The 23,173-nt window shown below is 60.4% G+C and carries 24 protein-coding genes, 1 tRNA gene and 1 pseudogene; 11 read left to right on the top strand and 15 right to left on the bottom strand.

The genetic code is table 11. The features are described from left to right. Window positions 1-48: 48 nt before the first annotated feature. The 3 genes and pseudogenes from CQ002_RS24845 to CQ002_RS28995 all read left to right on the top strand — a co-directional run bounded on the left by CQ002_RS24845 (window position 49) and on the right by CQ002_RS28995 (window position 3,022). Window positions 49-1,296: an EAL domain-containing protein gene (locus CQ002_RS24845; protein WP_105161798.1), complete on the top strand. Its 1,248-nt coding sequence runs from the start codon at window positions 49-51 to the stop codon at window positions 1,294-1,296. Between the two features lie 100 nt (window positions 1,297-1,396). Further along, window positions 1,397-2,167: pseudogene (locus CQ002_RS29000) on the top strand (MCP four helix bundle domain-containing protein); the annotation flags it as partial. Then, window positions 2,159-3,022: a methyl-accepting chemotaxis protein gene (locus CQ002_RS28995; protein WP_371919471.1), complete on the top strand. Its 864-nt coding sequence runs from the start codon at window positions 2,159-2,161 to the stop codon at window positions 3,020-3,022. The pseudogene CQ002_RS29000 and the gene CQ002_RS28995, both read left to right, overlap by 9 nt. A 63-nt stretch (window positions 3,023-3,085) precedes the next feature. On the opposite strand, the gene CQ002_RS24835 is transcribed toward CQ002_RS28995, so the two are convergent. The 5 genes from CQ002_RS24835 to dapA all read right to left on the bottom strand — a co-directional run bounded on the left by CQ002_RS24835 (window position 3,086) and on the right by dapA (window position 6,774). Next, window positions 3,086-3,175: transfer RNA gene (locus tag CQ002_RS24835), tRNA-Ser, on the bottom strand. 83 nt (window positions 3,176-3,258) lie between these two features. Next, window positions 3,259-3,972: a phosphoribosylaminoimidazolesuccinocarboxamide synthase gene (gene purC / locus CQ002_RS24830; RefSeq protein ID WP_105161797.1), complete on the bottom strand. Its 714-nt coding sequence runs from the start codon at window positions 3,970-3,972 to the stop codon at window positions 3,259-3,261. A gap of 27 nt (window positions 3,973-3,999) precedes the next feature. Continuing rightward, window positions 4,000-4,758 (bottom strand): MBL fold metallo-hydrolase, encoded by a 759-nt coding sequence (locus CQ002_RS24825; RefSeq protein WP_034104133.1) that lies wholly within the window; start codon window positions 4,756-4,758, stop codon window positions 4,000-4,002. 4 nt (window positions 4,759-4,762) lie between these two features. Next, window positions 4,763-5,878: an outer membrane protein assembly factor BamC gene (bamC, locus tag CQ002_RS24820; RefSeq protein WP_105161796.1), complete on the bottom strand. Its 1,116-nt coding sequence runs from the start codon at window positions 5,876-5,878 to the stop codon at window positions 4,763-4,765. A 17-nt stretch (window positions 5,879-5,895) separates the two neighbouring features. Next, a complete protein-coding gene (gene dapA / locus CQ002_RS24815; protein ID WP_034104131.1) occupies window positions 5,896-6,774 on the bottom strand; it encodes a 4-hydroxy-tetrahydrodipicolinate synthase in 879 nt (292 codons plus the stop codon). A 273-nt stretch (window positions 6,775-7,047) separates the two neighbouring features. Between dapA and CQ002_RS24810 the strand changes: the two genes are divergently transcribed. Together CQ002_RS24810 and CQ002_RS24805 are read left to right on the top strand one after the other, a co-directional pair. After that, entirely contained in the window at window positions 7,048-7,608 is a 561-nt protein-coding gene (locus tag CQ002_RS24810) for a glycine cleavage system protein R (protein ID WP_003172487.1), read from the top strand. 10 nt (window positions 7,609-7,618) lie between these two features. Then, window positions 7,619-8,092, top strand: coding sequence for a peroxiredoxin (locus CQ002_RS24805; RefSeq protein WP_025855402.1), 474 nt, complete (start codon window positions 7,619-7,621; stop codon window positions 8,090-8,092). Window positions 8,093-8,130: 38 nt separating this feature from the next. On the opposite strand, the gene CQ002_RS24800 is transcribed toward CQ002_RS24805, so the two are convergent. After that, on the bottom strand, window positions 8,131-9,201 hold the full coding sequence (locus CQ002_RS24800) for an AI-2E family transporter (protein ID WP_069022293.1): 1,071 nt from the start codon (window positions 9,199-9,201) through the stop codon (window positions 8,131-8,133). A 30-nt stretch (window positions 9,202-9,231) separates the two neighbouring features. Beyond that, window positions 9,232-9,471, bottom strand: coding sequence for a sulfurtransferase TusA family protein (locus tag CQ002_RS24795; protein WP_003172483.1), 240 nt, complete (start codon window positions 9,469-9,471; stop codon window positions 9,232-9,234). Between the two features lie 95 nt (window positions 9,472-9,566). Here CQ002_RS24795 and CQ002_RS24790 point away from each other — a divergent pair, with 95 nt between their 5' ends. After that, window positions 9,567-11,000 (top strand): M48 family metalloprotease, encoded by a 1,434-nt coding sequence (locus tag CQ002_RS24790; RefSeq protein WP_034104127.1) that lies wholly within the window; start codon window positions 9,567-9,569, stop codon window positions 10,998-11,000. Window positions 11,001-11,065: 65 nt separating this feature from the next. Here the strand turns inward: CQ002_RS24790 and CQ002_RS24785 are convergent, their stop codons facing one another. Beyond that, the gene (locus CQ002_RS24785) at window positions 11,066-12,505 is read right to left on the bottom strand and encodes a DegQ family serine endoprotease (protein ID WP_034104125.1); all 1,440 of its coding nucleotides are present in this window, start codon (window positions 12,503-12,505) and stop codon (window positions 11,066-11,068) included. A 25-nt stretch (window positions 12,506-12,530) separates the two neighbouring features. On the opposite strand from CQ002_RS24785, the gene CQ002_RS24780 reads away from it, so the two are divergent. Beyond that, window positions 12,531-12,710 (top strand): hypothetical protein, encoded by a 180-nt coding sequence (locus CQ002_RS24780; RefSeq protein ID WP_105161795.1) that lies wholly within the window; start codon window positions 12,531-12,533, stop codon window positions 12,708-12,710. 29 nt (window positions 12,711-12,739) lie between these two features. Here CQ002_RS24780 and CQ002_RS24775 read toward each other — a convergent pair whose 3' ends face one another. From CQ002_RS24775 to rpoE, 3 genes are read right to left on the bottom strand one after another with little or no spacing between them, the layout of a single operon-like run. Then, window positions 12,740-13,702, bottom strand: a complete 963-nt coding sequence (locus CQ002_RS24775; RefSeq protein ID WP_105161794.1) for a MucB/RseB C-terminal domain-containing protein — start codon at window positions 13,700-13,702, stop codon at window positions 12,740-12,742. Window positions 13,703-13,717: 15 nt separating this feature from the next. Beyond that, window positions 13,718-14,305, bottom strand: a complete 588-nt coding sequence (locus CQ002_RS24770) for a sigma-E factor negative regulatory protein (RefSeq protein WP_003172479.1) — start codon at window positions 14,303-14,305, stop codon at window positions 13,718-13,720. Window positions 14,306-14,337: 32 nt separating this feature from the next. Continuing rightward, complete coding sequence (rpoE, locus tag CQ002_RS24765) at window positions 14,338-14,919, bottom strand: RNA polymerase sigma factor RpoE (protein ID WP_003172477.1); 582 nt, start codon at window positions 14,917-14,919, stop codon at window positions 14,338-14,340. Window positions 14,920-15,382: 463 nt separating this feature from the next. Between rpoE and nadB the strand changes: the two genes are divergently transcribed. Further along, complete coding sequence (nadB, locus tag CQ002_RS24760) at window positions 15,383-16,999, top strand: L-aspartate oxidase (RefSeq protein WP_105161793.1); 1,617 nt, start codon at window positions 15,383-15,385, stop codon at window positions 16,997-16,999. Here nadB and CQ002_RS24755 read toward each other — a convergent pair. Then, window positions 16,968-17,414, bottom strand: a complete 447-nt coding sequence (locus CQ002_RS24755) for a hypothetical protein (RefSeq protein WP_105161792.1) — start codon at window positions 17,412-17,414, stop codon at window positions 16,968-16,970. The two genes, nadB and CQ002_RS24755, sit on opposite strands and share 32 nt — an antisense overlap. Beyond that, window positions 17,398-17,652 (bottom strand): succinate dehydrogenase assembly factor 2, encoded by a 255-nt coding sequence (locus tag CQ002_RS24750; protein WP_012722757.1) that lies wholly within the window; start codon window positions 17,650-17,652, stop codon window positions 17,398-17,400. The genes CQ002_RS24755 and CQ002_RS24750 overlap by 17 nt, the downstream gene beginning before the upstream one ends. Window positions 17,653-17,792: 140 nt before the next feature. Between CQ002_RS24750 and CQ002_RS24745 the strand changes: the two genes are divergently transcribed. Further along, window positions 17,793-18,734 carry a folate-binding protein YgfZ gene (locus CQ002_RS24745; protein WP_034104119.1) on the top strand — a complete coding sequence of 314 codons (942 nt, stop codon included), beginning with the start codon at window positions 17,793-17,795 and terminating at the stop codon, window positions 18,732-18,734. Window positions 18,735-18,770: 36 nt separating this feature from the next. Then, window positions 18,771-19,592: an HDOD domain-containing protein gene (locus tag CQ002_RS24740; RefSeq protein WP_034104118.1), complete on the top strand. Its 822-nt coding sequence runs from the start codon at window positions 18,771-18,773 to the stop codon at window positions 19,590-19,592. Here the strand turns inward: CQ002_RS24740 and CQ002_RS24735 are convergent, their stop codons facing one another. Together CQ002_RS24735 and CQ002_RS24730 are read right to left on the bottom strand one after the other, a co-directional pair. Then, on the bottom strand, window positions 19,593-20,978 hold the full coding sequence (locus CQ002_RS24735; protein ID WP_034104116.1) for a sensor histidine kinase: 1,386 nt from the start codon (window positions 20,976-20,978) through the stop codon (window positions 19,593-19,595). It lies immediately after the preceding gene. Further along, window positions 20,971-21,642: a response regulator gene (locus tag CQ002_RS24730; protein WP_017736361.1), complete on the bottom strand. Its 672-nt coding sequence runs from the start codon at window positions 21,640-21,642 to the stop codon at window positions 20,971-20,973. The genes CQ002_RS24735 and CQ002_RS24730 overlap by 8 nt, the downstream gene beginning before the upstream one ends. A gap of 235 nt (window positions 21,643-21,877) precedes the next feature. Here CQ002_RS24730 and CQ002_RS24725 point away from each other — a divergent pair, with 235 nt between their 5' ends. Continuing rightward, the gene (locus CQ002_RS24725) at window positions 21,878-23,170 is read left to right on the top strand and encodes an OprD family porin (protein ID WP_069022281.1); all 1,293 of its coding nucleotides are present in this window, start codon (window positions 21,878-21,880) and stop codon (window positions 23,168-23,170) included. The last annotated feature ends 3 nt before the right edge of the window (window positions 23,171-23,173 follow it).

Here is a 23,173-nt window from a genome sequence, read left to right as displayed (position 1 = left end):
ATCAGTCTTAGGCAAGCTAGCGCCTTAGCCTTTCGGTGAGCCCTTCTGATGTCAATGTCCACCCTTCGCGTCCTGGTGCTGGAGGATCAGCCAGTACAGCGCCGTTACGCTGTCGCGCTCCTCGCCCACCTGGGTTGTACGCGCATTCTTGAAGCCTCGGACGGTTGTGAGGCACTGCAGTTGCTGGAAGGCCACGGGCCGGTAGACATCGCATTTTGCGATATCTGTATGACAGGCATGGACGGCATGACCTTCATGCGGCGCGCGAGCCAACGGCACGCACTGAAATCCGTGGTGATCACCAGCAGTATCGCTCCTGACTTGCGCCAAGCCATTAGCGGGATGGCGACACTGCTCGGCCTGCGCGTGCTCGGTCAGCTGTGCAAACCCTTGTATGAGCACGATGTGAAAAGGCTGGTCAGCAAGTACCTCGACCACGACCCGCGTAATCCTTACCCGCTGCACGTCGCAGATGAGAACAACGAACACCAGGTGCTCAGGGCCTTGGAAAACGGCGAGCTGGAGGTCTTTTACCAGCCCAAATTCGATATCCGCACCCTGCAGGTCACTTCCGTAGAGGCGCTTGCACGCTGGAACCATCCTGAGCGAGGCATTCTGACGCCCGCTTCCTTTATTCCGGTATTGGAACAGCATGGCCTGCTGGACAGTTTGCTCTATCGGCAGGTAGACCAATGCTTGACGCTGCGCAAGGCAGCGCTGGCCAACCGGCTGTCACTCACGTTCGCGGTGAATGTCAACGCGAGCCAGTTTGCCAACCCCCAAATGAGTACGCACATTGCCTTGCTGCTCAAACGCTTCGACGCACCGGGCGCCTGCCTGTCTTTCGAGATGACGGAGACCGGCACGCTCGACCCCGGCTCGCTCAGCCTGGAGAACATGGTGCGCCTGCGCATGATGGGCTGCGGGTTATCCATCGACGATTTCGGTGGCGGCTATTCCTCCTTGCAGCGCCTGTGCCGTTTACCGTTCAACGAAATAAAAATAGATGCCGAATTTGTTCGCGACCTGTCATCGGAACCGCGTAGCCGAGCTGCCATCTCCAGCGTGTTGTCACTGGCGCGCGAGCTGAATATCGGCGTGGTGATCGAAGGCATCGAAACCCCTGAGCAACGCGACATCCTGCTCCACCTGGGGTGCGAAACCGGCCAGGGCTACTTGCTGGCTCGCCCCATGCCCGCGCACAACCTGTTGCCATGGCTGATCGACAGGAACGCCGCCACACAGCGCTCGCCCGTGATGCACGGCATGGGCCACAGCCCGCTGCCGCACCTTTAAAACAACCAAACCAACAGAGTGACGCCCCCTTGCTCCTGCGATTTCGCGGGGACAAACCTAGGCGGCGGCCACTCCTTTTTTCCTGTTATCGGGGGAGTTCATGAGTTTAAGAAAGATGAAAATAGCGCTGCGTTCGGCCTTTGGCTTTGGCCTGGTCGGCTTGCTCGTGGTGTTACTGGGCCTGTTTTCTCTGAGCCAGATGCGCGACATGGCCAACCAGTCGGATGAAGTCGACAAGAAATGGCTGCCCAGCATCCTGGCCCTGGGCGACCTACAGACCACCATGTCCGAGATTCGTGTGGCAACCTACCGGGTCATGCTGCTGGACAGCGCGGATCAGGTGAAGGCCAGCCAGCGCGCTTTTTCGCAACTGCGCGAGAAGATTCAAGCGGACAACGCCCTGTACACCAGCAAACTCGCAGTGGACGCCGAGCGGGTTACGTTCGAACGTTTCAAGGCGGTCCAGGCGCAATACCTGCAAACTCAGCAGCAGGTATTGGCCCTGGCCGCACGCGGCGAGCGACCACAAGCACTCGCGCTGCTCAATGGCGAGCTGATCGCCCTGGGCGACAGGCTCAGCTCCGAGTTGGCGAACCTGCTCGTCATCAATACCCAGGAAGCCGACGACGCGGCGACGAGTTCCGACGCAACGTACACCAGCGCAGTGAAATGGGTGTTCATCGCCATGCTGCTGGCAACCCTGCTCACCGCCCTCCTCGCCACCCTGTTTACCCGCAGCATCGTGGTGCCGTTGCACCAGGCGGTCAGCATCGCCGAACAAGTGGCCAAGGGCGACCTCACCGTGAAGATTGTCGTCGAGGGCCAGGACGAACCTGCCCAGCTATTGCGCGCCCTGGAAACCATGCAATCGGACCTTCGCGAAACCATCCACCAGATAACCGACTCGTCCAATCAACTGGCATCGGCGGCAGAGGAGCTGTCGGCGGTGACCGAGGAGTCGACCCGCGCGCTGCACGAGCAAAACGGTGAAATCGAACAGGCTGCCACCGCGGTCAACCAGATGACCGCCGCGGTGGATGAAGTCGCACGTAACGCGATCACCACCGCCGATGCCTCACGCGACGGTGACACCCTGGCAGGCAACGGCCACAGCCATGTCATGGACACCGTCGCGTCGATTTCGCTGCTGGCCGAAGAAGTGACGTCGGCAACCGGGGAAATCCAGAGCCTGGCCGATAGCGTCCAGGGCATCACCAAGGTTTTGGACGTGATCCGTGCCATTGCCGAACAAACCAACCTGTTGGCCCTGAACGCAGCCATCGAGGCCGCCCGCGCCGGTGAGGCGGGTCGTGGTTTCGCCGTGGTGGCCGACGAAGTCCGCGCGCTGGCCCATCGAACCCAGCAGTCGACCCAGGAAATCGAACAGATGGTCAGCGGCGTGCAAAAAGGCTCGACCCAAGCGGTCTCGGCGATGCACAGCAGCAATGAACGCGCACGCTCGACACTGACCGTGGCCCACAGTGCGGGAGAGTCACTGGAGCAGATCACCCATGCAATCACCCGAATCACCGAAGGCAACCTGATCATCGCCAGCGCCTCCGAGGAACAGGCCCAAGTGGCCCGGGAGGTGGATCGCAACCTGACCAATATCCGTGACCTGTCGGCCCAGACTGCCGCCGGTGCGAACCAGACGACTGCAGCCAGCCAGGAGCTTTCGCGCTTGGCGGTGGATCTCAATACGATGATTGCGAAGTTTGTGGTTTAGGGTTTATCCCCAGAAACGAAAAAGCCCCGTAGCTTGTTCAGCTACGGGGCTTTTTCTGTGTAATGGCGGAGAGATAGGGATTCGAACCCTAGGTACCGGTGAAGGTACAACGGATTTCGAATCCGTCCCATTCGGCCACTCTGGCATCTCTCCAACGGCGCGCATCATAACAGCATGATTCGTGGATGCAAAGCGCCGAAGCGATTTTTTTCCGTGCTATCAGATGCTTGCGTCGATTAAAGCGGTACGCCGAGACGATTGGCGACTTCTTCATAGGCTTCGATGACGTCACCGAGGCCCTGGCGGAAGCGGTCTTTGTCCATCTTCTTCTTGGTGTCCTTGTCCCACAGGCGGCAGCCGTCCGGGCTGAACTCGTCGCCCAGGACGATGGAGCCGTCGTGGAATACGCCAAACTCAAGCTTGAAGTCCACCAGCAGCAGGCCTGCGTCGTCGAACAGCTTGCTCAGCACGTCGTTGACCTCGAGGGACAACTCCTTCATGCGCGCCAGTTGCTCAGCGGTGCCCCAGCCGAACGCCACGACGTGGGATTCGTTGATGAACGGGTCACCCTTGGCGTCGTCTTTCAGGAACAGCTCGAAGGTGTAGGGATTGAGCTTGAGGCCCTCTTCCACGCCCAGGCGCTTGACCAGGCTGCCAGCGGCGTAGTTACGCACGACGCATTCAACCGGGATCATGTCGAGTTTCTTGACCAGGCACTCGTTGTCGCCCAGCAGCTTGTCGAACTGGGTCGGAATGCCGGCCGCTTCGAGCTTTTGCATGATGAAGGCGTTGAACTTGTTGTTCACCATGCCTTTGCGATCGAGCTGTTCGATGCGCTTGCCGTCGAACGCCGAGGTGTCGTTGCGAAACAGCAGGATCAGGCGGTTGGCGTCGTCGGTCTTGTACACCGACTTGGCTTTGCCGCGGTAGAGTTCTTCACGTTTTTCCATGATGGGCTCCGCTTGCTAAATGGTGGGCTAGGCGATGTGTCGCCAGTCGAGCCCTGAATCTTGATCGGCCAGTTGCAGCCAGTCCGGGTCACACCCGAGGGTGTCGACAAAACATTGCCGGGCCAGCTGCGGCAGGTTGTTCTTGCTGCTCAGGTGGGCCAGGACCAGGTGTTGCAAGTCTTGCCAGCCCAACTCATACACCAGGTACGCCGCCTGGTGGTTGTTCAAATGTCCCAGTTCGCCGCCTACCCGCTGCTTGAGAAAGTAGGGGTAATGGCCGCGAGCCAGCAGCTCTCGGCAGTGGTTGGACTCGATCATCAAGGCATCGAGGTTCCGGTAGCCGTCCAGCACCTTGGCGCAATAGGAGCCCAGGTCGGTCAGTACGCCGAAGCGCCGTTCACCATCACTGAATACATACTGCGTCGGTTCCTGGGCGTCGTGCGCCACGGCAATCACATCGACGCTCAAGGCTCCGATTTGCAGCTGCTCGCCGCCGGCCAGGAAACCTGCGGGTTCAATGGGTTTGCGCATCCCGCGCAAGGTACCGCGACTGAGGTACACCGGAATATTGTAGCGCCGAGACAGCAAACCCACGCCATGCACGTGGTCGGCATGTTCGTGGGTCACCAGAATCGCGCTCAGCTGCGCGGGGTGAACCCCCAGGCGCAGCAGGCGCCGCTCGGTTTCCCGTAACGAGAAACCACAATCCACCAGCACGTACGTATCGTCGTGGGCGACCAGCGTACCGTTCCCTTGGCTACCGCTGCCGAGAACGGCAAAACGCACCGGATCAGCCCAGGTTGTCTTGAATCACGCCCAACACTTTGCGCGCTGTTTCAGCCGGCGCAACGGTATTGATGTTCTTCTCGACGGTGACCTGCACGCTTTCGCCAACCTTGCTCAGGCGAACCTGGTAACGCTCGGCACGGGTCTCGATTTCTTCCTTGGTCGGCTTGCTGCCGAACAGCTTGCCGAAGAAACCAGGCTCTTCATCCTTACGCTCGGCCTTCTCGGCCACGTTGATGTAGTACAGGCCCAGGCTGCGGTTGATGTCTTCAACACGCCAAGGGCCCTGCTCCAACGCGCGGCCAACACTGGCCCAGGCACGGTCGAGGTCTTCACCCAGGTTGAGCACCACGTTGCCGCTGCCGTCCTCGGTGAGGCTGACGCGGCTCGGGGTGTCGTAATCACGTGCGGCGAGCAGGGAAACCGAACCGCCCTTCTCGGAAATACGGCTCATGCTCGCCAGCATCTCGTCGACCAGCGCCGAGTCGACACCGGTGTTGACCGAACGGTTGGTGAAATCAACGTTGGCGGTGCTGCCGGCAGGACGCTCGGCGCTGACTACGTAGACTTCACTGGTATTACGCTGCACGCCTGGCTCGATGCGTACACGCACGCGGGCTTCGCTGTCAGCGGCGACGAGACCGGCCTGCAAGCGCTTGGCCATGGTGGCGGACAGTTCGCTGCCCTGCTGCCATGCAGTGGTGAACTCGCCGGTCTGCGGGCGCTGCTCGTCGATGCGGAAACCGTTGTCCTGGAAGAACTGCACGGCCACCGGCCAGACTTCGGCAGGTGGGCGCTGAGCAACGATCCAGCGAGAGTCGCCGCTTTTCTGCAGGCTGTAGTCACTGGCATCCGCCACGGCCGAGATCGGCTGTGGACGCGGCACCACGTACTCACCCTTGGTGGTGTCGTCGGCGACGTTGCGCGGAATGGGCAGCAACGGGTCAAGGCGCTTGGCGACGTTGACGCCTGGCGGCAATTCCATCGGTTTGGTGGGTTGTGCTTCCAGGTAATCGCTGCCGCGGTCACGGAAGTAGCCTTCCGGGCCCCAGATCCAACCGCAGCCACTGGTGCTGGAGATAATCAAGGCAAGTGCGGAAAGTCCGGCCAATCGCTTCATGCGTAGTGCTTCCTCAATTAAACCAGGACGCCGGACTGGCGCAGGGCCTGTCGCAGCGGTTCGTGACAGGCGTCGCTGAGACGGGTGAGCGGCAGACGGATACCGTCCGGCATCATGCCCATTTCAGTCAGTGCCCATTTCACGGGAATAGGGTTGGATTCGATAAACAGTGTCTTGTTGAGCGGCATCAGCTTCTCGTGGATCGCGCGGGCGGTCACGGCGTCGCCGGCAATGGCGGCGGCGCACATTTGGCTCATGGCGCGCGGGGCCACGTTGGCGGTCACGGAGATGTTGCCTTTGCCGCCCAGCAGGATCAGCTCGACAGCGGTGGCGTCGTCACCGGAATACACCAGGAAATCGCTGCTCACACCGGCCAGGATGTCCTTGGCGCGCTGCAGGTCGCCGGTGGCTTCCTTGATACCGATGATGTTCGGCACGGTGGACAGGCGGATCACGGTGTCGGCCTTCATATCGCACGCGGTACGACCCGGCACGTTATAGAGGATCTGCGGGATGTCGACCGCTTCGGCAATGGCGCGGAAGTGCTGGTACAGGCCTTCCTGGGTCGGCTTGTTGTAGTACGGCGTCACCAGCAGGCAGGCATCGGCACCGGCCTTCTTGGCGTTTTTGGTCAGCTCGATCGCTTCACGCGTGGAGTTGGCGCCGGTACCGGCGATCACGGCAATACGACCCGCGACCCGCTTGACCACGAATTCGATCACCTGAATGTGTTCTTCCACATCGAGGGTGGCCGATTCACCTGTGGTGCCGACCGCCACGATGGCATTGGTGCCTTCTTGCAGGTGGAAGTCCACCAGTTTGCCCAGGCTGTCCCAGTCGAGATGACCTTGTGCATCCATGGGTGTGACCAGTGCCACCATACTGCCCGCAATCATGCAACCGCTCCTGCCGGAAAAAGAGAGCCGTAATGGTACTGGCGCCAAGATGCTTGCACAAGCGAAGTACCGCCTGAGGATGCGTTCTGGCGCAACTAAACGACGGGCAATGCCATCATTGGGAAAAAGCAGGCCTTGAATCACGCTGAAATCAGACCGATCACGCAATGAAAACGCCACCTCCTATCCCTTGGCGGCGGTTTTCGCTACCCTTCATCCTTTGATCGATACGGCCCTCACAGTATCGACCGCTCATCGTTTTAGGAAGGCTGCATGTCCACCCCCACAGTTCGCGAACAATTCCTTGTTATCAGTGCCCTCGGCGCCAACCCCATGGAGCTGACCAACGTCCTGTGCCGCGCCAGCCATGAAAACCGCTGCGCCGTCGTGACCTCCCGCCTGACCCGCCATGGCGAGTGCAGCGCGCTGGTCCTGCAGATCTCCGGCACCTGGGATGCCCTGGCGCGCCTGGAAACCGGCCTGCCGGGCCTGGCCAAGAAGCATGACTTCACCGTCAATGTAGTGCGCAGTGCGGCCCTGGAGAATCGTCCCCAGGCCCTGCCGTATGTGGCGTATGTCAGTTCGGCCTACCGCTCGGACATCGTCAACGAGCTGTGCCAGTTTTTCATCGACCATAACGTCGAGTTGGAGAACCTGACCTGCGACACCTACCAGGCTCCGCAAACCGGCGGCACCATGTTGAACGCCACCTTTACCGTGACCTTGCCGGCTGGCGTGCAGATCAGCTGGCTGCGCGATCAGTTCCTGGATTTCGCCGATGCCCTGAACCTCGACGCCTTGATCGAGCCATGGCGCCCACAGAACCCAATGTAAGGAAGTTTTCATGGCAGTAGTCATCGACAAACCCGTAGCCGATTTCGAAGCCCAGGCCACCAGCGGCCAGACCTTCAGCCTCGCCGCCCTCAAGGGCAAGCAAGTGGTGATCTACTTCTACCCGAAGGACAGCACGCCAGGCTGCACCACCGAAGGCCAGGGCTTTCGCGACCAATATGCAGCATTCAAGGCAGCCAACACCGAAGTGTTCGGCGTGTCGCGAGACAGCGTGAAGTCCCACGAAAACTTCAAGGGCAAGCAGGAATTCCCCTTCGAGCTGATCAGCGACAAGGATGAAGCGGTTTGCCAGCTGTTTGATGTGATCAAGTTGAAGAAGCTGTACGGCAAGGAATACCTGGGCGTGGATCGCAGCACCTTCCTGATCGACAGCGAAGGTGTGCTGCGCCAGGAATGGCGTGGCGTGAAAGTGCCGGGGCACGTGGATGCCGTTCTGGCCGCGGCGCAGGCTTTGAACAAGGCTTGAAACGCTGACCAGTGCAGTGAGCGGGCTTGCCCCGCTCACTACAACAGCGGTGCAACTACCGGCTCTTGCCGTGGCCACGCATCCAGCACCGCCTTGAACAGCGTCGCCAGCGGGATCGCAAAGAACACGCCCCAGAACCCCCACAGCCCACCAAACAGCAGCACTGCGCAGATGATCGCTACCGGATGCAGGTTGACCGCCTCCGAGAACAGCAACGGCACCAGCACGTTGCCATCCAGGGTCTGGATGATCCCGTACACCGCCATCAGGTAAATGAACTGGTCGCTCCACCCCCACTGGAACAAGGCGATCAACGTCACGGGCACGGTCACCACCACGGCGCCGACATACGGGACCACGACCGAAATCCCTACAAGCAAAGCCAGCAAGGCTGCGTAGTTCAGGTCCAGGGCAATAAAGGCGATATAGGTCACGCCTCCGCAGATAATGATCTCGATGACCTTGCCACGGATGTAGTTGGCGATCTGTCGGTTCATCTCTTCGGCCACGCGAGTGATCAGCGCCCTCTCGCGCGGCAAGTAGCCACGCACCCAACGCCCGATCATGGCGCGGTCCTTGAGGAAGAAAAACACCAGGATCGGCACCAGCACCAGGTAGATCATGATGTTGACCAGCAGCGGCAGGCTGGACAGGGAAAAGGTCAGCGCCCACTGGCCGAACTTTCCGATCTCGCCGCGCGCCACGTCGATGGCTTGCAACACCTGCTCGTCCGACACCAGGTGCGGATAACGCTCCGGCAACAGCAGCAACAGCGACTGCCACTTGGCGAGCATGCCCGGCAACTCATTGAACAGCGTGATCAGTTGGTGCCATAGCAGTGGCAATACCACCACGATAAACAGCACCAACAGGCTCATGAACAAGGCGAACACCAGCCCCACCGCGACCCCGCCCGGCAGGCGCAAGCGTTCCAGCGTCGTCACCAGGCCCTGCATCAGGTAGGCCAGCACCATCCCGGCCAATACCGGCGCCAACATGCCACCCAAGGTGAGCACGGCTGTAAAGGCCAGGAACAGCAGGACCGCCAGCACAACGGCCTCCTCATCGGAGAAGTAGCGCTGAATCCAGTCTCGTAACACTTTGAACATCAATCAACCTCGGGTGATGGGGCAAACGGTTCAGGCCTTGCGCAACCAGTAACGGTACACACCGGCGACGTCTTCTTCATGCAACAGGGTGTGGCCGGCCAGCTTGGCAAACGTACGGAAATCACGCTGGGAGCCCGCGTCCGTGGCGATCACCTTGAGTACTGCGCCACTGGCCAAACGATTGAGCTCCAGCTTGGCCTTGAGCAAGGGCAAAGGGCAATTGAGACCACTGGCATCGAGTTCGGCATCAAAGGCTACAGCGTCGGTCATGTTTTTACTCCGGACACGCGTTTGGGTTGCTTAGAATATCTGGTCCGAAGCTCAGTGTCCGGCTACAGTAAGCTCTTTGTCGAAAGGCTCTGTGCATGACTTTTTTGCGCCCTACCCTGCTGACGCTGGCTTGCCTGCTGGCCTCCCCAGGCTTCGCTGACGACCTGCCGTCACTTGGCGACGCCAGTTCTGCCATTGTCTCGCCACAACAGGAATACCAATTAGGCCGCGCCTGGCTGGCCTACCTGCGGGGCCAGGTCTCGCAGCTCAACGATCCGCAGCTCAAGGATTACGTCGAAACCAGCGTGTATAAACTGGTGGAGACCAGCCAGGTCAACGACCGGCGCCTCGAGTTCATCCTGATCAACAGCCCGCAACTGAACGCCTTTGCCGCACCCGGCGGTATTGTCGGCGTCAATGGCGGCCTGTTCCTCAACGCCCAGACCGAGGGCGAATATGCCTCGGTACTGGCCCACGAATTGGCGCATTTGTCCCAACGCCACTTCGCCCGTGGCGTTGAAGCGCAGCAGCGCATGCAGCTCCCGATGATGGCTGCCCTGCTGGGCGGCATCATTGCGGCGGCCGCCGGTGCAGGCGATGCCGGCATTGCTGCCATTGCCGGCACGCAGGCCGCCGCGATCCAGGAACAACGCAGGTTCTCGCGCCAGAACGAACAAGAGGCGGACCGTATCGGCATCGTCAACCTGGAAAAAGCCGGTTACGACCCGCGCTCCATGCCGACCATGTTCGAACGCCTGATGCGCCAGTACCGTTTCGATGCCAAGCCACCGGAATTCCTATTGACGCACCCGGTCACCGAATCGCGGATCGCCGACACCCGCAACCGTGCCGAGCAGGCCAAGCCTGGCGGCAAGGAAGACAGCCTGCGCTATCAGCTGATTCGCGCACGGGTTCAGTTGCAATACGAAGACACCTCCGGCCTCGCTGCCAAGCGCTTCCAGGCGCAGTTGGACGAGAACCCGAAGAACGATGTCGCGCGCTATGGCCTGGCTATCGCTCAGATCAAAGGCTCGCAGTTCAAACAGGCACGGGAAAACCTGGCGCCATTGCTGGCCAAGGCGCCCAACGACATTACCTACAACTTGGCGCAGATCCAGTTGGACATCGACAACAGCCGTCTGCCCGATGCCCAGCAACGCACGGATCGGATGCTGACCCAGTACCCGGGCAACTATCCGTTGAATCAGATGCGCGTGGATCTGCTGCTCAAGCAGAACCGCACGGCAGACGCGGAAAAGGCGTTGGACAGCTTGCTCAAGTCTCGCCCGGATGACCCGGACGTCTGGTATCAGGTCGCGGAGACACGCGGCTTGTCCGGCAACATCATCGGCCTGCATCAGGCGCGTGCCGAGTACTTTGCCTTGGTGGGTGATTTCCAGCAGGCCATCCAACAACTGGATTTTGCCAAGCGTCGCGCTGGCAACAATTTCCCGCTGTCTTCACGTATCGACGCACGCCAGCGCGAGCTGATCGAACAGGAACGCCTGGTAAAAGGCATGATGAGCTAAACCCTTCGTCCACAAAAAAGCCCCGCCTTCGTTCAACGAAGGCGGGGCTTTTTGTTTTTAACGGTTTACTCAGCCAGCTTGAAGGTGATGAAGCTCGCACGTCCCTGACGCAGCACACGCATCGACACCGAGCGGTTCTTCGGCAACGCCTTGGCGATGTCGGTGAACTGCTTGGTGGTATCGATTGCCTGGTTGTTCAGGTGGGTGATCACGTCACCTGGCTGCAGGCCGATCAGGGACGCAGGGCCGTCCTGCACTTCCTTGATCACGACGCCGCTCTTGAGGTCGAACGCTTTCTTCTGCTCATCGGTCAGCTCGGCCACGGCAATACCCAGGCGGTTGCTGCTGCGTTCGGCACCCGGCTTGGCGTTGCCCAGGGCATCCAGTGTTGCGCCTTCTTCGGGAATTGCGCCCACGGTCAACTCAACAGTCTGGCGCTTGCCTTCGCGGATCACTTCCAGCTTGGCCTTGCTGCCAGCCTTGAGCGCGCCCACCAGGTGCGGCAGATCGGCCGACATGACAATCGGCTGGCCATTCATGCTCAGGATCACGTCGCCGACTTGCAAGCCACCTTTGGCAGCCGGGCCATCGTCCTGGATCTGCGCGACCAAGGCACCCGCCGGCTTGTCGAGGCCGAAGGATTCAGCCAGGTCTTTGTTCACTTCCTGGATAACCACACCCAACCAGCCACGGCTGACTTTGCCGCCGCTTTTCAGTTGGTTGGAAACATCCATGGCCACGTCGATCGGGATGGCGAACGATACACCCATGAAACCACCGGAACGGGTGTAGATCTGCGAGTTGATGCCGACCACTTCACCCGCCAGGTTGAACAGCGGGCCACCGGAGTTACCCGGGTTGATCGGCACGTCAGTCTGGATGAACGGCACGTAGTTTTCGTTCGGCAGGCTGCGGCCGATGGCGCTGACGATGCCTTGGGTAACGGTGTGGTCAAAACCAAACGGCGAACCGATGGCCACGACCCATTGCCCGGCTTTCAGGTCCTGGGATTTGCCCAGTTTGAGCACGGGCAGGTCTTTACCCTCGATCTTCAGCAATGCCACGTCGGAGCGTGGATCGGTGCCCACCAGCTTGGCTTTCAGCTCACTGCGATCGGCCAGGCGCACGAGGATCTCGTCCGCATCGGCAATCACGTGATTGTTGGTCAGGATATAGCCGTCAGGCGAGATGATGAAGCCCGAGCCCAAGGACTGAGCCTCACGCTGGCCACCACCGCCACCACGAGGAGCGCGTTGTTGCGGCATGCCGCGCTCGAAGAATTCGCGCAGCATTGGCGGCAGGCCTTCCAGGTCTGGCATCTGCTGGTTGGAGACTTTGCGGTCCGGCAGTTTTTGTGTGGTACTGATGTTCACCACCGCAGGCGAGGCTTGCTCAACCAATTGGGTGAAGTCAGGCAGCTCGACTGCTTGCGCAGGCAAGGCCTGACCCAGCACCAACACCGTGGCGACTATGGATAGGTAAGACTTCAAACGTGGTATCGACATACAGCTCCCGTTACGACGAGCAGGGTTGAGCGACAGGGTTCAAGAAACGCCGGAAACTGCGACCGACATTTTTGTTCCGCGAACAAAACAAGGCCAGAGCCGACAAGCCCTGACCTATAAAAAACATGAGAGTTTTTTGCAAGTGAAAATGCTGATCCAGACATTTCATGCTCTCGGCAGCCAACCTGGCATGGAAATACAGTGAAAGGTCAGGATGAACATAGGATTAACGACTCAAGGCTGGGCGGCCGGCTTTTTTTCACCGCGCACCGACAACGCAATACGTTCTGCGGTGCCGATCGGGATCTCACCCACCACTGTCACCATCATCTCGCCGTCCACCGTATTGAGGCGACGGGATACAGCTACCGTAGGGCCAAGTTGAGTACGGGTCTCGGTGACGCTCGCATCGCTGATCGGCTCGAGGAACACCGAAAAACGCGCCAGGCCATCTTCATACATCAAACTGTCTACGGTCGCTTTGGTCTGGATGTCTTTGCGTGCGCTGGTACTGGTCAGCTGAAAGCCCGGCGGCAACCATTCCATATGCCACGTCTCGGTAGACTGCACCTGTGGCGCCTTGCTATTGGTGACAGCGATGGGTGTGCATTCGCTGCTCGGCTGCAGATCGCTATCGTCCGGCACCCGCGAGCTATCTAACCGTGTGAACTGGAAGCGCTCCAGCAACTGCCCCTGGTCGCTCAGTAGCAGGGACTTGAGCGGCAGCGCGGTTTCTCGATCCAGGTGCAGCTCAAACCCATAACGGTACTGGTCACGCGGCGTGATCGACACGATGACCGCATTTCTACCGGCCACGCGGGATTTGCCGATGACGGCCAGTTCGTAGAATTGATTGAGTTTTTGCGGATCAAGCGAACGTGACGAAGTGCCACTCGAATTGCCCAGGCCTGCGACGAGGGTGCCGCTGACACATTGCGTCCGACCATCCAACCGCACGACTTCCTGCGCAGAACCATCGAGCTGCAACAGCCGCTCACGGACTTGGCCATTCTGGACACGATGCCAGATGTCATGGGTAGAAAAACTGCCGTTACGTTCGTAGACGAACGTACCTTGAAAGCTTTGCTGCTGCTCAGCACGCCCAAGTCGAGTCAGCCAGTCTTGGGCTTCATCGGCATGGGCGGGGAGTGCAAACCAACCACTGAGCAAAAGCGTAAGGAGCGGTATGGCTCGCATAGAGCTCCTTACGGATTAGCGGTTTTCCAGGCTTGCCGCACGAGCGTAGGGCAGAGCACTTTCAGTGCCTTTCAAGGCAGATTCCTGTGCGTGTTGGCGCAGGTAGCCTGGAAGACGCTGGTCTTGCCAGCCGGATTGCCCTTGCAACACACCATTGGCCATAGGGCCGGTTGTGTCAGAGCTTTCCTTGTAGCCGGCCAGTACCGCTGGGCCTTTGACTTGCGGACCTGCCATGACCGGTTGCTGAGTCTGTTGAGCCAGTTCGGCACCGGCGATTTCGTCCTGGTTGTACAGGCGAACACCAGCCAATACGGCAACAGTCACGGAGGCAGCGACTGCCAGGCGACCCAGGCTACGCCATGGACCACGAGCAGCTTTTGCCGGAACGGCTTCATCAGCAAGTGCAGCAGAAACGGCCGCAGCAATATCCAGACGAGGGATTAGAAGATCCTTGTGCATTACCGCCCGAGCGACTTGGTAACGAGACCAGGTATCACGGGTTTCGGCATCATCAAATGCGTTGAGCACTCGACGAAGTTCCAGTTCATCCGCTTCGTTATCCATCACTGCGGACAGCGATTCCTGCAGGGCATCACGACTCATGGCGGTTCCTCTCTTGGCTGTCGCCGCTGTCTTTAGTTTTCCTGCAACAACGGTTGCAAGGCTTTATCGATGGCTTCCCGGGCCCGGAAAATCCGTGACCTCACAGTCCCCACCGGACACTGCATGACGCTCGCAATGTCTTCGTAACTCAGACCATCGAATTCACGTAAAGTTAACGCCGTACGTAAATCTTCTGGCAGTTGCTGAATTGTGCGATGAACGGTGCCTTCGATCTCGTCGCGCAGCAATGCACGCTCCGGCGACTCGAGATCCTTGAGGCCGTGATCACCATCGTAAAATTCCGCATCTTCCGAACTAACATCGCTATCCGGTGGGCGGCGTCCGCGAGACACCAGATAGTTCTTCGCCGTGTTGATGGCGATGCGGTACAGCCACGTATAAAACGCACTATCACCGCGGAAGTTACCAAGTGCACGGTAAGCCTTGATAAAGGCTTCCTGTGCAACGTCCTGCGCTTCATGGGTGTCGTGCACAAACCGCACGATCAACCCGAGAATTTTGTGCTGGTATTTCAGCACTAGCAGATCAAAAGCTCGCTTGTCGCCGCGTTGAACGCGCTCGACCAGCTGCTGATCCTCTTCCTGGGTTAGCATGAACACTCCTCGTTGTACTTGAAGGAGGCTTGCATAACTAAACGATCAGGCTTGCAAACATAGACTCGGTCTTTTCGCAAAAGTTCTCCCCCTTCAAGCAAGTTTCCGGCACGCACTGATTTGGCACACACGAAAAACGCAGTACGGCCAGCGCCGACTGCGCGAATAATCTTGTCGCCGGTTTCCTGACGCGTCCAATGCTCCCGACGGGCCAATAAACTCAACGTTTTCCCAGCTTTCGGGCAACCTGCTATTGAGTCGGGGCTTATGCAAAAAGTTCCCTTTTCAATAACCTGTCGATTTTACCCAAGCCGTGCACCGTAATCTCACATTGCCACGAATGCCCGGCTATTGTGCCGCTCCACCCCTCTATATACTAGTAGCCCGTGTGACCCTTTGATTCGCCGATCCAGGCGTCCTGTTTGCGCCACCTCTCCGGATCGCTTTTTGCGGAATCCTTCCAATGAGCCAACAGTTTCAACACGATGTCCTGGTGATCGGCAGCGGCGCAGCCGGATTGAGCCTTGCGCTGAACCTCCCCAGCCACCTGCGCATTGCGGTATTGAGCAAAGGCGACCTGGCCAACGGCTCGACGTTCTGGGCCCAGGGCGGCGTCGCAGCCGTGCTGGACGACACCGACACGGTGCAGTCGCACGTCGAAGACACCCTCAACGCCGGTGGTGGCCTGTGCGATGAGGAAGCGGTGCGCTTCACCGTCGAGCACAGTCGCGAGGCGATCCAATGGCTGATTGATCAAGGTGTTCCCTTTACCCGCGATGAACACGCAGGCAGCGACGACGGCGGTTTCGAGTTCCACCTGACCCGAGAAGGCGGTCATAGCCACCGCCGCATCATCCATGCCGCCGACGCCACCGGCGCTGCGATCTTCAAGACGCTGCTCGAACAAGCCCGGCAACGTCCCAACATCGAACTGCTCGAGCAACGCGTCGCTGTCGACCTGATCACCGAAAAACGCCTGGGCCTCGACGGCGAACGCTGCCTGGGCGCCTACGTGCTCAACCGCGGTAGTGGCGAAGTCGACACCTATGGCGCGCGTTTCACCATCCTGGCATCCGGCGGCGCAGCCAAGGTCTACCTCTATACCAGCAACCCCGACGGCGCCTGCGGTGACGGCATCGCCATGGCCTGGCGCTCGGGCTGCCGGGTGGCCAACCTGGAATTCAACCAGTTCCACCCCACCTGCCTGTATCACCCGCAGGCCAAGAGTTTTCTGATCACCGAAGCCCTGCGTGGCGAAGGCGCGCACCTGAAACTGCCCAACGGCGAACGCTTCATGCAGCGCTTCGACCCGCGCGCCGAGCTGGCCCCACGCGATATCGTGGCCCGCGCCATCGACCATGAAATGAAGCGCCTGGGCATCGACTGCGTCTACCTGGACATCAGCCACAAGCCCGAAGCCTTCATCAAGACGCACTTCCCCACCGTCTACGAGCGCTGCCTGACCTTCAACATCGATATCACCAAGGGCCCGATCCCGGTCGTCCCGGCCGCGCACTACACCTGCGGCGGCGTGATGGTCGACCAACACGGCCGCACCGACGTACCGGGCTTGTACGCGATTGGCGAAACCAGCTTCACCGGCCTGCACGGCGCCAACCGCATGGCCAGCAACTCGTTGCTGGAGTGTTTCGTCTATGCGCGCTCGGCGGCGGCGGACATTCTCGACCAGTTGCCACGCATTCCAGTGCCTGCCGCCCTGCCCCGCTGGGACGCCAGCCAGGTCACCGATTCGGACGAAGACGTGATCATCGCGCACAACTGGGACGAACTGCGCCGCTTCATGTGGGACTACGTGGGGATCGTGCGCACCAACAAGCGCCTGCAACGTGCGCAACACCGCGTACGGCTACTGCTGGATGAGATCGATGAGTTCTACAGCTACTACAAGGTCAGCCGCGACCTGATCGAGCTGCGCAACCTGGCCCAAGTGGCCGAGCTGATGATCCGCTCGGCGATGGCGCGCAAGGAGAGCCGCGGCCTGCACTACACCCTCGACTATCCACAGATGCTGCCCGAGGCGCGCGACACTATTCTGGTGCCAACCACCTACGGCGGCTGAACTTGAGGCGCACACGCAGGCGCCGATGTACATCGGCGACCTGCGCATCGTTGGGCACACAGATTGTGCGCACCGCCCACTCACCTTTTACTCGGTAACGCAGCACGACGATCAATGGCAGGGCGAGGCTGTCGGGGCGCAGTTGCACGCTGTGCCAGCCGCGCTCGGCACTGAATAGCTGCCAGCCATCCGCGTCGCGACGCAGGCCACGAATCGACGAACGGTGAGTCAACAGGATAGAGCGCGGCACGACCCAAGCAGCGTGCGCCAGGCACAGCAGCAGGCCAAGGCTTGAATAAGGCACATCGATCAGTACCAGCGCACCCAGCGCAAACAGCTGGGCAAGGAGATACGCCGCCAGCAACAGCCGTGAGGCCTGCCAACGGCATTCGAAGACATTACTTGGGCTGGACACGATCCAGGATCATCCGGACCATGCGCTGCAGCTCCGGATCTTCAGATTCGGCGCGCTCCATGAACCAGCCGAACATGTCCTGATCCTCGCAAGTCAGCAGCCTGACGTAGAGGTCGCGATCCACCTGGTTGAGCGTTGCGTACACTTCCTTGGTGAAAGGCACCAGCAACACATCCAACTCCAGCATGCCACGACGGCTGTGCCAGTAGAGGCGATTGATTTCTACTTCTTCGACCATGGAGCGCTCCTCAAATAGGCGGCAAGTATACAGGCCCGACGACACGGGAACAGTCGGCTTTGGTCGCCCCATACGGAAACTATCCATTTGCCGGGCGCCCCTCTATGATGCACCCATGACTTTTTGACCTGCGATGACCCATGGCTGACTCTGCTTTTTTCTGCCCCCTGTCCCACGAAGGCGTTCTTGCCGTCCGCGGCGCCGACGCTGCCAAATTCCTTCAGGGCCAACTGACCTGCAACCTCAATTACCTGAGCGACACCCGGGCGAGCCTCGGCGCGCGGTGTACGCAAAAAGGACGCATGCAGTCGAGCTTTCGCATCCTGCTGCAAGGTGACGGCGTGTTGCTCGCCATGGCCACCGAACTGCTGGAGCCGCAACTGGCAGACCTGAAGAAGTACGCGGTATTTTCCAAGTCCAAACTCACCGACGAAAGCGCCGCCTGGGTGCGTTTCGGCCTGGCGAATGCCGACCAGGCCCTGTCCCGCCTTGGCCTGGAACTGCCCGCCGAGACCGACAGCGTCGCTCGCGCCGATGCGTTGATCGCCGTTCGCGTGTCCCCCGGCCGTGCCGAACTCTGGGTGCCTGCCGAGCAGGCCGAAACTGTGCGCACCCACCTGGCTGAACACCTGCAACAAGCCGACTTGAATCAATGGCTGCTGGGCCAGATCCGCGCAGGCATTGGCCAGGTCATGCCACAAACCCGCGAGCTGTTCATACCGCAGATGCTCAACCTGCAGGCCGTCGGCGGCGTAAGCTTCAAGAAAGGCTGCTACACCGGCCAGGAAATCGTCGCGCGCATGCAGTACCTGGGCAAGCTCAAACGTCGCCTGTACCGCTTGAGCCTCAATGCGCCTGAAATGCCCGAGCCAGGTACTGCACTGTTTGCCCCCAGCCATAACAGCGCGATCGGCGAGGTGGTCATTGCTGCAAAAACCGACCAGGGCGTTGAACTTCTGGCCGTGTTGCAAGCCGAAGCTGCCGATAGTGGCGATGTGCACCTAGGTTCTCTGGAAGGTCCGGGTTTGCAACTGCTCGACCTGCCTTACACGCTTGATCGTGACCAAGAGATCCAGCGTTAGTCGCCGTACTTTTTTGCAACACCCTAGAGATCATGAATGAACATGCTGGCGGAAAAAGTCCAACAGGCTTTAGTGACGGCCATCGACAACGATGACCTGGTTCTGCCGACATTGCCGGAGGTAGCCCTGAAGATTCGCCAGGCTGCCGAAGACCCGGAAATCAGCATCAGCCACTTGAGCAAAGTGATCGGTCGCGACACCGCGCTGTCGGCGCGCCTGATCAAGGTGGTCAACAGCCCATTGATGCGCGCAACCCAGGAAGTCACTGACCTGCACACCGCCATCACCCGGCTGGGCACCAACTACAGCAGCAACCTGGCGATCGGCCTGGTGATGGAGCAGATCTTCCACGCCCGCTCCGATGTGGTCGAACAAAAGATGCGTGAGGTCTGGCGCCGCAGCCTCGAAGTCGCGGGCGTGAGTTACGCCCTTTGCCGCCGCCACAGCCAACTCAAGCCCGACCAGGCAGCCCTCGGCGGCTTGGTACACCAGATCGGCGTGCTGCCGATCCTGACGTACGCTGAAGACCACTACGAGTTGCTGTCAGACCCGGTCAGCCTCAACTACGTCATCGAGACCATTCACCCGTTACTGGGCGACAAACTGCTCGGTGGCTGGGACTTCCCGGAAATGCTGGCGAAACTGCCAGGCCAATACCTGGACCTGGAGCGCGATTCGCCCAGCCTCGACTACATCGACCTGGTGCAGGTCGCCGTGTTGTATTGCCATCGCGGCACCGATCACCCGCTCGCCAACATCCCGGTTGCCTCGCTGCCAGCGATCAAGAAACTGCGGATCGACCCCTACAGCGACACCTTGCGCGCCGAGCTGGATGAAGCCCGCTCGATGTTCTACTGATCAGCCGGCGACAAAACTCACCCGCACCTTCAACCCGGCCTGCTCACCATCGTGCAGGCTGATCTGCGCCAGATGCGCCCGGCAGATTTCGCCGACAATCGCCAGCCCCAGCCCCGACCCCATACCCTGCTGGCTGCGCCGGTAAAAGCGCTCGAACACCCGGTCCCGCTCATCCAGCGGGATGCCTGGGCCATCATCTTCCACTTCCAGTACCGCTGGCGCCGTCACCCGCAGGATCACATTGCCGCCCGGTGGCGTGTGGGCCAGGGCGTTGTCCACCAGATTGCTCAACAGCTCGTTCAACAGGGTTGGCTCCCCGCGCAGCCATACCGGCTCGTCGGCTTCCAACGCCAGCGCCACGCCGCGCGCATGAGCCAGCGGCGCCATCGCCATGCCCAGCTCTCGGGCCAGCTGGCTGAGGTCGAGCAATTGCGCGCCCCCCTCGGCAATCGCGCGAGCGCCATTTTCGATGCGTGCCAGGGACAACAATTGGTTGGCCAGGTGAGTCAGGCGGTCGGTCCCCTGGGCCGCGGTTTCGAGGGTACTGCGCCACGTGGCGGGGTCCTCTGCACGCAAGCCCAGCTCCAGCCGGGCCTTGAGCGCGGCCAGAGGTGTACGCAATTCATGCGCTGCATCGGCAATAAATTGCGCCTGACGCTCGAACTGACCGCGCAGGCGTTCGGTGAAGTGGTTAAGGGAGCGCACCAACGGGCCAAACTCGTGCTGCACCTCTACCAACGGCAACGGCCGCAGGTCATCAGGCTGGCGCTCCTCCACCGCCGTGCGCAAGCGCTCCAGTGGCCGCAACGCCGCACTCACGGCAAACCACACCAGCAACAACGCGCCAACGGCGAGCATGCCCAGGCGCAGCAAGGTGTCCGCCATAAGGCTGCGGGCCATGCTCACGCGCGCTTCGTCGGTTTCGGCTACGCGAATTTCCGCCATGCCGTTCATGTTCGGTTCGGAGACGGCCTTGAGCAGGCTGACCACGCGCACCGGCTGTCCCTGGTACACCGCGTCATAGAAGCGCGCCAACGCGGGATAGTCATCGGTGCGTGGCGTGCCGGGCGGTGGACCGGGCAGGTTTTCATAGCCGGAGATCAACTTCTGGTCGATGTCATTGACCTGGTAATAAATACGCCCGGCACTGTCATAGGCGAAGGTGTCCAGCGCCACATAGGGCACATTGGCACTCAGGGTGCCGTCCACCTGGGTCAAGCCGGCGGCGATGGTGCGCGCCGAGGCCAACAGTGTGCGGTCGTAGGCAGTGTCTGCTGCCTCGCGACCATTCCAGTAGGCGCTCATGCCACTGGCAAACATCAGCAGCACCAGCAACAGCGCCAGGTTCCACAGCAGACGCCAGCGCAGGCTGCTGGGCTTATGCATCGCGGGCTTCCAACAGATAACCGAGGCCGCGAAAGGTCACGATGGCGATGGGCTGGCCATCGAGTTTCTTGCGCAGGCGGTGCACGTAGATTTCGATGGCGTCGGGGCTCGCTTCTTCGTCCAGGCCGAATACCTGGGAGGCCAACTGCTCTTTGCTCATCACCCGGCCCGGACGGGCGATCAGCGCTTCCAGCACCGCTTGCTCGCGGGAGGTGAGCGTCATCAGCTCGCCGCCCACGGTAAAACGGCGGGTATCGAGGTCATAGACCAACACGCCGCAGGTCTGCTGCCGTTCCCCGCCCAACACGCTGCGCCGCAACAACGCCTTGACCCGCGCTTCCAGCTCCGTGAGCTCGAAAGGTTTGGCAAGGTAGTCGTCCGCTCCCAGGTTCAGGCCGTGCACGCGGTCTTTGACATCACTGCGCGCGGTCAGCATCAGCACCGGAAGATTTTTCCCACGGGCCCGCAGACGCGCGAGCACCTCGAAACCATCCATGCGTGGCAGCCCCACATCAAGAATCGCCGCGGCGTACTCCTCGCTGCTCAGGGCCAGGTCCGCCGCCACGCCATCGTGCAGCACGTCAACGGTCAAACCTGTGCTCTTGAGCGCCTGGGCGACACTTTCAGCGAGTTGCAGATGGTCTTCAACCAGCAAGACACGCATGGATTTCTACCTCAGTCAGGGGTGGTTGGCACCACGCTTTGCCGGGCAGTTTACAGGCGCCGCCTGCCCTGTGAAGCCCGAAAACATTGAAAGGCAACTGAAAGGTTAGTGAAAGCTTCGCCCTTTAGCATCCAGCCAAGGTGGTCTGTGCCCACCGAGCTGCCTGAAGCGCAGCGCCCGAAAAACGCCTCGAAGCGTTTTCGCCAAAATAAGAACAATAACGGAGTACACAACGATGCTGTCGACACAGCCCCAGGCTCCCTCGCCTGTTCGTTTTTCTCGCCTGACCCAGACCGCCCTTGCCAGTGCTGCTACCCTTGCCGGCTTTTCGCCGCTTAGCCAGGCTGCCTTCTTCGAAGACAGTAGCGCGACCCTGGAAACCCGCAACATGTATTTCAACCGCGACTTTCGCGACGGCACCAGCGCCCAGCAATCCAAGCGCGACGAGTGGGCCCAGGGCTTCATGCTCAACCTGCAATCGGGCTACACCGACGGCACCGTTGGCTTCGGCGTGGATGCACTGGGCATGCTCGGGGTCAAGCTCGACTCCAGCCCCGACCGCACTGGCACCGGCCTGCTGCCCACCCACGACGATGGCCGCGCCGCCGACGAGTACTCCAAGCTGGGCCTGACCGGCAAAGTGAAAATATCGGCCACCGAGCTGAAAATCGGCTCGCTGATCCCCGAACTGCCGATCCTCAAGCCCAACGACGGCCGCATCCTGCCGCAGACCTTCAACGGCGGCCTGATCACCTCCAAGGAGTTCAAGAACCTGGTGTTCACCGGCGGACGCCTGGACAAAGCCAAGGACCGTGACGACAGCAACTACGAAGACATCGCCCTCAACAACAAGAACAGTCGCTTCCTCAGCGGCGCCACCGGCAAGCACTTCAACTTCGGCGGCGTCGACTACAAATTCGCCGACAAAATCACCGGCAGCTACCACTTCGCCCAACTCGACGACGTGTACCGCCAGCACTTCCTCGGCCTGGTGGCTTCACGCCCGATGGGCCCCGGCACGTTCGGCACCGACCTGCGCCTGGCCATCAGCGATGACACAGGCAGTGCCCGTGGCGGCAAGATCGACAATACCTCCCTCAACGGCCTGTTCAGCTATGCGCTCAATGGCCATAAGCTCAGCGCCGGTTACCAGCACATGTCCGGCGACAGCGCGTTCCCGTATGTGGATGGCAGCGACCCGTACCTGGTCAACTTCGTGCAGATCAACGACTTCGCCGGCGCCGAAGAGCGCTCCTGGCAGGCGCGCTACGACTTCGACTTCGCCAAGCTGGGGATTCCCGGCCTGAGTTTCATGAGCCGTTACCTCTCAGGTGACAACATCAAGCTCAAGAACGGCGAGACCGGCAAGGAGTGGGAACGCAACAGCGAGATCAAGTACGTGGTGCAAAGCGGCACGTTCAAGGACGTGGCCGTGCGCCTGCGTAACGCCACCTACCGCTCCAACTATTCAGCCCGTGATGCGGATGAAATGCGCCTGCTGGTCAGCTACAGCGTCGCGCTTTGGTAGTAG

The sequence above is a fragment of the Pseudomonas sp. MYb13 genome, assembly GCF_002980075.1.
GTDB classification, from domain to species: domain Bacteria; phylum Pseudomonadota; class Gammaproteobacteria; order Pseudomonadales; family Pseudomonadaceae; genus Aquipseudomonas; species Aquipseudomonas lurida.
Note: the sequence above shows the minus strand (reverse complement) of the source record. Positions and strands in the feature narration are given on the sequence as shown.

Excerpts from the sequence above, each read along its gene's own strand:
- CQ002_RS24810 (WP_003172487.1), top strand. The coding sequence starts at position 7,048 with ATGTCCACCCCCACAGTTCGCGAACAATTCCTTGTTATCAGTGCCCTC.
- rpoE (WP_003172477.1), bottom strand. The coding sequence starts at position 14,919 with ATGCTAACCCAGGAAGAGGATCAGCAGCTGGTCGAGCGCGTTCAACGC.
- CQ002_RS24745 (WP_034104119.1), top strand. The coding sequence starts at position 17,793 with ATGGCTGACTCTGCTTTTTTCTGCCCCCTGTCCCACGAAGGCGTTCTT.
- CQ002_RS24770 (WP_003172479.1), bottom strand. The coding sequence starts at position 14,305 with ATGAGTCGTGATGCCCTGCAGGAATCGCTGTCCGCAGTGATGGATAAC.
- nadB (WP_105161793.1), top strand. The coding sequence starts at position 15,383 with ATGAGCCAACAGTTTCAACACGATGTCCTGGTGATCGGCAGCGGCGCA.
- CQ002_RS24790 (WP_034104127.1), top strand. The coding sequence starts at position 9,567 with ATGACTTTTTTGCGCCCTACCCTGCTGACGCTGGCTTGCCTGCTGGCC.
- CQ002_RS24735 (WP_034104116.1), bottom strand. The coding sequence starts at position 20,978 with ATGCATAAGCCCAGCAGCCTGCGCTGGCGTCTGCTGTGGAACCTGGCG.
- bamC (WP_105161796.1), bottom strand. The coding sequence starts at position 5,878 with ATGAAGCGATTGGCCGGACTTTCCGCACTTGCCTTGATTATCTCCAGC.
- CQ002_RS24800 (WP_069022293.1), bottom strand. The coding sequence starts at position 9,201 with ATGTTCAAAGTGTTACGAGACTGGATTCAGCGCTACTTCTCCGATGAG.
- CQ002_RS24795 (WP_003172483.1), bottom strand. The coding sequence starts at position 9,471 with ATGACCGACGCTGTAGCCTTTGATGCCGAACTCGATGCCAGTGGTCTC.
- CQ002_RS24750 (WP_012722757.1), bottom strand. The coding sequence starts at position 17,652 with ATGGTCGAAGAAGTAGAAATCAATCGCCTCTACTGGCACAGCCGTCGT.
- purC (WP_105161797.1), bottom strand. The coding sequence starts at position 3,972 with ATGGAAAAACGTGAAGAACTCTACCGCGGCAAAGCCAAGTCGGTGTAC.
- dapA (WP_034104131.1), bottom strand. The coding sequence starts at position 6,774 with ATGATTGCGGGCAGTATGGTGGCACTGGTCACACCCATGGATGCACAA.
- CQ002_RS24805 (WP_025855402.1), top strand. The coding sequence starts at position 7,619 with ATGGCAGTAGTCATCGACAAACCCGTAGCCGATTTCGAAGCCCAGGCC.
- CQ002_RS24740 (WP_034104118.1), top strand. The coding sequence starts at position 18,771 with ATGAACATGCTGGCGGAAAAAGTCCAACAGGCTTTAGTGACGGCCATC.
- CQ002_RS24730 (WP_017736361.1), bottom strand. The coding sequence starts at position 21,642 with ATGCGTGTCTTGCTGGTTGAAGACCATCTGCAACTCGCTGAAAGTGTC.
- CQ002_RS24845 (WP_105161798.1), top strand. The coding sequence starts at position 49 with ATGTCAATGTCCACCCTTCGCGTCCTGGTGCTGGAGGATCAGCCAGTA.
- CQ002_RS24785 (WP_034104125.1), bottom strand. The coding sequence starts at position 12,505 with ATGTCGATACCACGTTTGAAGTCTTACCTATCCATAGTCGCCACGGTG.
- CQ002_RS24725 (WP_069022281.1), top strand. The coding sequence starts at position 21,878 with ATGCTGTCGACACAGCCCCAGGCTCCCTCGCCTGTTCGTTTTTCTCGC.
- CQ002_RS28995 (WP_371919471.1), top strand. The coding sequence starts at position 2,159 with ATGCAATCGGACCTTCGCGAAACCATCCACCAGATAACCGACTCGTCC.
- CQ002_RS24775 (WP_105161794.1), bottom strand. The coding sequence starts at position 13,702 with ATGCGAGCCATACCGCTCCTTACGCTTTTGCTCAGTGGTTGGTTTGCA.